General features: G+C 60.9%; 7 protein-coding genes and 1 pseudogene. 1 reads left to right on the forward strand and 7 read right to left on the reverse strand.

Annotation, left to right across the window (positions count from 1 at the left end; translation table 11 throughout):
• The 7 genes and pseudogenes from G113_RS18395 to G113_RS18425 form a co-directional block, all read right to left on the reverse strand.
• Positions 1-312: pseudogene (locus G113_RS18395) on the reverse strand (miniconductance mechanosensitive channel); the annotation flags it as partial.
• A gap of 124 nt (positions 313-436) precedes the next feature.
• Positions 437-1,636: an acetate kinase gene (locus tag G113_RS18400; RefSeq protein WP_005908463.1), complete on the reverse strand. Its 1,200-nt coding sequence runs from the start codon at positions 1,634-1,636 to the stop codon at positions 437-439.
• A 215-nt stretch (positions 1,637-1,851) separates the two neighbouring features.
• Positions 1,852-2,322, reverse strand: coding sequence for a YhcH/YjgK/YiaL family protein (locus G113_RS18405; RefSeq protein ID WP_005908465.1), 471 nt, complete (start codon positions 2,320-2,322; stop codon positions 1,852-1,854).
• A gap of 298 nt (positions 2,323-2,620) precedes the next feature.
• Complete coding sequence (locus G113_RS18410) at positions 2,621-3,730, reverse strand: 1-acyl-sn-glycerol-3-phosphate acyltransferase (protein ID WP_005908467.1); 1,110 nt, start codon at positions 3,728-3,730, stop codon at positions 2,621-2,623.
• A gap of 202 nt (positions 3,731-3,932) precedes the next feature.
• Entirely contained in the window at positions 3,933-4,634 is a 702-nt protein-coding gene (locus tag G113_RS18415) for an aspartate/glutamate racemase family protein (protein ID WP_005908468.1), read from the reverse strand.
• Between the two features lie 100 nt (positions 4,635-4,734).
• Positions 4,735-5,325, reverse strand: a complete 591-nt coding sequence (locus G113_RS18420; RefSeq protein WP_005908469.1) for a LysE family translocator — start codon at positions 5,323-5,325, stop codon at positions 4,735-4,737.
• A gap of 116 nt (positions 5,326-5,441) precedes the next feature.
• On the reverse strand, positions 5,442-6,038 hold the full coding sequence (locus tag G113_RS18425) for a LysE family translocator (protein WP_005908470.1): 597 nt from the start codon (positions 6,036-6,038) through the stop codon (positions 5,442-5,444).
• 116 nt (positions 6,039-6,154) lie between these two features.
• On the opposite strand from G113_RS18425, the gene G113_RS20785 reads away from it, so the two are divergent.
• Positions 6,155-6,323 (forward strand): GntR family transcriptional regulator (locus tag G113_RS20785; protein WP_005908471.1); only part of this gene is annotated, 169 nt, incomplete at its 3' end.

Raw genomic sequence — 6,323 nt, forward strand, 5'->3', positions numbered from 1 at the left:
CTGGGCGACCGTCTCTATCAGGTGCAGGCTCTCGACATAACCCGCCAGCCAGATCTCGGCCTGGGCCAGCAGCACGCCGCCCTGCAGGGCGAAGGCGAAGCGGTTGAACATCTTATGTTGCAACAGGGGGGGTAGCCAGACCTGCAGCCAGCGCCCGAGCTGGTTGGTCAGGGCAACCAACACATAGCGGTGCAGCACCAGATGCAGCACCATGGAGGTGAGCACTATGAAGGCGATAGCGATGCCCAACGCCATGGGGTTGGTAATCGCTATGCCCTGTCCGGTCAACCAGGCGAAGAACGCTTCTCTCATGCCATCTGCTCCTCTTTGCAACGAATCGGCCAGAGTACGGATCTGGCGGTATATGTCAAACCGGCTGATGAATGAGACAACAACGCCGGCTCATGGCCGGCGTTGTCTATGGGATGGGACTACCTCAACCAACCAGCGCCAGGGCGTCACGGGCGATCACCAGCTCTTCATTGGTGGGGATCACCAGTGCCAGACGGCTGCCTTCGGCCGTGATGCGACCCTCGCCACCGAGGACGGCCGCCGCGTTGGCCGCTTCATCCACCTTGAAGCCGAACAGGGCCAGACGGCCCAGCACCAGCTCGCGCACCAGCGCGGCGTTCTCGCCAATCCCGCCGGTGAACACCAGCGCATCGAGACGACCCTCCATGGCGGCAGCATAGGCCCCCACGTATTTGGCCACCCGATAGGTGAACACATCCAGCGCCCGCTTGGCATGCTCTTCCTGGGGATAGTTGGAGGTGACATAGCGACAATCGCTGCTCACCTCGGTCAACCCCAGCAGACCGGACTCGCGGGTCAGCACATGGTTTATCTTATCCACGCTGAACCCCAGCTGATCGTGCATGAAAAACACCACGGCCGGATCGATGTCGCCACTGCGGGTGCCCATGGCCAGCCCTTCCAGCGGCGTCAGCCCCATGGAGGTATCGACCGACTCGCCATTGCGCACCGCGCAGACGGAGGCGCCATTGCCCAGGTGGCAGTTGATCATGTTGAGCTCGGCCAGGGGCTTGCCCAGTGCCTTGGCGGTCTCCTCGGCGATGAAGCGGTGAGAGGTGCCGTGGGCGCCGTAGCGACGGATGCCATGCTCGCGATAGAGGGTGTGGGGCAGTGCGTAGAGATACGCCTCTTGCGGCAGCGTCTGGTGGAAGGCGGTGTCGAACACGGCCACGTTCTTGTTCGCCAGCGCCGGGAACACCTGCAATGCGGCGCGAATGCCGATGAGGTGGGCCGGGTTGTGCAGGGGGGCGAACGGGATGGCGGCTTCGATACCGGCGATGACGGCATCATCGATGCGTACCGAGCGGGAGAACTGCTCGCCACCGTGTACGATGCGATGTCCTATGGCCACCAACTGCTCGGCCAGAGAGGGATCCTGGGGCAGGATCTGGCTCACTATGTGGTCGAGGGCGGCCTGGTGCGCGGCACCCGCCCCCAGCATGGCTTCACCCTTGACCCCATGGAGTTTCCATTTGATACGGGCATCATCCAGATTGAAGCATTCGGCCAGACCGGACAGCATGTCCTCGCCTGTTGTGGCATCCATGACGGCAAATTTCAGGGAAGAGCTACCGCAGTTAAGGATCAGTACCAACTTGCTCATCTTCTACATCTTCCTGTGAGCCGGCGTTACGCCGACAGTGTCGTGTCATCCGCGAGGGATGGGATTTCCCCTGCCGGGGGCTTATGGCCGCAGGAAAGTGCGCCCAATTTTTCAATACAGTGAGTGCCTAGCACACCCATCGAGCCTTCAATTCGGGACAAGCCACCGCTCATCGGAATCGGTCTTGTCGTGAGCCTGGGGCCCCGCGCTGCTGGTTAGCACTCCGCCAGCAGATCCTTGTGAACCTTGACCACCAGCTTTTTCACCTTGGCGGGGGTAGTCAGGGTACAGAGAGGGCGATGCAGTTCTCCCGGCCAGAAGATGGCAAACTCGCCGGGCTGCAACGCCAGATAACTGGTCTGCTCGTCATCGACGAACCAGAGGTCGGGATGGGGGTGATCGGCGCCGTCATCGACGTAGGCATGAGGCCCGACGCCTATCCACTCCTCACCACGCAGCAGCAGCTGGATATCCAGATACTGTTCATGAAACTCGCCGCGGCGAGCGGCGACGGGCTCCGTCAGCTCCTCGCTCACCAGGCAAAACAGCCGCAATCCATCGACATCGCTTTTGCCAAGGGGCGCATTCACCCAGTGCGCGACGTCTTTCACCACCTCGGCCATGATGCGAGCCAGCGGGGTGGGCAAGGGGGTACGTTGTAACGTTTCCAGACTGCCGGTGATCATGAGATGCGCATCCTTAGGTGTATTCGCCGTCTATCTTTGCCTGCCAATGAAAAAGGACCCGTCAAAGGTCCTTGTCTAGCACCGCCTGCAATCCATGCAGACCGAGAGGAGTCGGGGTCATCCGGTTGGCGCCAAACCACTGTTGCACAGTCGCCCGTGACTTGCCAAGAGATACCCGCTCACTCTCCAGATTATCGTACCAGCTGAAACAATATTATTCACTACTCGATTGCCACCAACTTTGACCAGGCGCAAAAACGGGAGCCTAAGCTCCCGTTTTTTTAGTGTGCAGCCTGATTTATTGCACCTTGCTGGCATTCTCGACCGGCTTGGCGTACATGGCGCGCCAGATGGCCTTGTGCTCCTCCGGCACCTCGGACTGGCGGGTCAAGAATGCCGCCTGCTCCAGGGTGTTGGCCTTGTTGGGCACATCTGCCGCCAGGTAATTGCCGGGGAAGAGGCGATAGTTGCCCCAGATGGCTTTGTCGATCAGCGCCGCCAGCTGGTCCGGATCCTCGAAGCCCTCGGTGATGGGCGCGCCAAAGGCGACATGGACGCGCCCCTTCTGGCCGACGATACCGGCCACTATGCTCTCGATATCCTCAAACTCGCCTTTTTCGTAGCTGCCGTTGACGGACTTCTCATAAAGCTCGCGCGCCTTGGCCTTGTCGGTCGGGTCCAGCTCGTAGCTGATGCTGACCGGCACTATGTTGAGGCTGCGCATATAGTCGACGAAGGGGATCTTCTGCTTCTTGCCATCGACGTAGAACATCTTGAGGATGGCGGGATCCGTCTTGTCATCGCCGTTCTTGGCGCGCCCTTCCCGCTGGGCTATCCAGATGGAGTGCCCTTCGTGGACCGATTGACCGATGTAGGCCGACAGCTCGCCCAGCACCTTCATCATCTCCCGTGGTCCCTTGGCGGAGCGCTTGACGATGAAGCTCTTGTTGAGCTTCATCAGCTCGGTGGCGCAGGGTTTGCGCAGCAGGTTGTCACCGATGGCGATGCGTACCGTCTCGAAACCATGGGTATGCAGCCCCCAGTTGACGAAGGCGGGATCCATGGCGATGTCCCTGTGGTTGGAGACAAACAGATAACCCTGCCCCTGCTTGAGGTGCTCGATGCCGGAGAAAGTCACCCCCTTGGTGGAACTGCCTATCATGCGGTTCATGTAGCGGGTCACCCCCATCTGCACCTGATGCACTGTGGTGACATGGCGCCACTTGCTGCGCAGGAAGTACCGGATCAACGGGCGCAGCGCCCAGCCGAACCACTTCATCAAGGCGCCGAAACGGTACTTGGCGATGGCACCGATGAACTCATCGTCCTGGATCAGACGCTCTATGGCCGCGGGAACTTCATCATCTTGATAGGGGCGAATGTCTGCGAATCTGTCTACTTCTGTCACCGGGTCCGCCTTGCTTGAGAGGGAGTCTGGCCAAAGGCTCGGCCAAAATTCAGGGCGCAATTTTACACACTTTTGCGCCTAGGACTATGCCACAAAGAGTGATATGCGATCTGACCGGCATCAAGACAAGCGTGATACGACCAATAAGGGAGCCAATCGATTACAGTTTTTGACGACTGACGGGAACCCGCGCCGACTGGCGTCAAATCGGCTCGTCGAGAGACCAGGCCACTGCGGCCTCCGCATGCAGAACTGTGGTGTCATAGAGCGGCACCGCGGCCGGTGACTCCCCGACCAGCAGGGCTATCTCGGTGCAGCCCAGGATCACTGCCTCGGCCCCTGCCGCCGCCAGTTCCCCTATGATGGCCAGGTAATCGGCCCGGGATGCCTCCTTTATTTCACTCTGGCAAAGCTCCTCATAAATGATGCGATGCACCCTCGCCTGGGCCGCCGCCGTTGGTACCAGCACCTTGAGTCCGAACTTGTCCCGCAGGCGCCCCTTGTAGAAATCCTGCTCCATGGTGAAGCGGGTGCCAAGCAGCCCCACAGTGTCGATGCCATCCTCGCGCAGGCGCCGGGCGGTGGCATCGGCGATATGCAGCAGGGGAATATCAACGGAGGCGGCTATCTCGTCGGCCACCTTGTGCATGGTGTTGGTGGCGATCAGCAGACAGTCGGCCCCGCCAGCTTGCAGACTCTGGGCCGCCTTGCCGAGCAGCAGGGCGGTCGCGGGCCAGTCTCCGGCATGTTGCAGCCGCTCTATTTCGGCAAAATCGACGCTGCTCAGCAGCACCCGCGCCGAGTGCAGGCCCCCGAGCCGCGTCCTGACTCCTCGGTTGAGCGCCTGATAATAGCTGACGGTAGACTCCCAGCTCATGCCACCCAGCATACCTATGCATTTCATTCGCTCTCCTCTCGCGCCGCCTCGCCCTCTGGGTTACGGTGCATAATACGGACAAAAAAGGCCCCGCAGGGCCAACAAGACAGCAGGTTCAGGCCAATGCCTAGATCCAGATCATCAGCACGCAGGCGGCAGTCGCCAGCCCCATGCCAAGATTAAAACGGCGCCAGCCACGGGCCGTGTGAATGAGGCGGCGCACCTGGGCACCGAACAGTACCCAGAATGCTCCCGTGTAGAGCCCGGTCAGGAAGAAGATCCCCAGTACCCAGAATGCCGAAGGCCAGTAGGCCTCCCCCGCCAGGGTGAAGCCGCTGATGGCGGAGAGTGCCATCATCCAGGCCTTGGGATTGAGCAGTTGCAGCAGGGCGCCCTGATGGGCCGGGATCAGCGGTCGGCTTCCCTCGGCCGGGCCGCTGGCGTTGGCCACCTTCCAGGCCAGCCACAACAGATAGAGCGAGCCCGCCACCTTGAGGCCGTCGTGCAACAGCGGCACCCGGTCAAACAGCACCCCAAGACCCAGGGCCGTAGCCAGGATCATCAGATTGATGCCGCCAACCACCCCCACCAGCAGCGGCAGGCTACGTCCAAATCCCTGTGCGGCCCCGGCACTGGTGAGCAGCATGTTATTGGGACCCGGCGTACCACAAGTGATCAACGCAAAACCCGCCAGGGGCAATAACCAGTTCAGATCCATCTCAACCTCTTTTGATACCAGCAACCCGACATGGGGCAAGCCTCCTAATATGCAGAGCCTCTCCCCTGACGACAAGGCCGGCAATGCATTTCTTTGCATCAATAATCAGGCTGTCATTAATACCAGAGCATCACCACGCACAAGGCGGTGAGCGCACCCAGACTGCCATTGAGGCGGCGCCAGCCCCGGTCCGAGTTGATCCAGCGACTGAGCTGATGGCCGAACAGCACCCAGGCAAAGCAGACCGGCAGCCCCGCCATGGGGAAGACGGACATGATGCCCCACAGGCTCGGCCAGTAGTCGCTCCCCGGCAAGCTGAACAGACTGATGGCGGAGATCCCCATCATCCAGGCCTTGGGATTGAGGAACTGAAAGCCCAGCCCTTCCAGCAGAGTCAGCGGGCGGGCACGCCTCGCCGGATCGCCGGGGGCACCGGCCACGGCGATGCGCCAGGCCAGCCACAGCAGATAGAGGCTGCCCAGCACCTGCAGGCTCAGCTTGAGCAGGGGCCAGCGCTCGAACAGCGGATAGAAGCCCAGCGCCAGCACCAGTTGCAGCACCGGCTGGCCGACCACCACCCCGATCAGGTGTGGCAGGGTGCGGCGCACCCCGAAGTTGGCACCGGATGCCGTCAACATCAGGTTGTTGGGCCCCGGGGTGCCGCAGGTGAGCAGGGCGAAGCCAAACAGGGTGGCATACCATTCGATGGTCATGAGGTGACTCCTTTCTTGCCACATTGTATCGGTACAATGTGAGCTATTTGGTTGTGAACAGGCTGAAAACCACGCTATATTGACGACACAAATGGATCAATGGATTTATTGTCACCATGACAATCTGGATTCCCGAACTCTCGGCCTTCGAAGGCCCCCTTTACCTCAAGCTGGTCAAGGCGATAGAACAGGCCATCGGCACAGGGGCGCTGACGCCCAACACCCGGCTGCCAACCCACCGGGCCCTCGCAGACCAGCTGGGGGTGACCGTGGGCACCATCACCC

It is taken from the genome of Aeromonas molluscorum 848 (assembly GCF_000388115.1).
In the GTDB taxonomy this organism is placed as follows: domain Bacteria; phylum Pseudomonadota; class Gammaproteobacteria; order Enterobacterales; family Aeromonadaceae; genus Aeromonas; species Aeromonas molluscorum.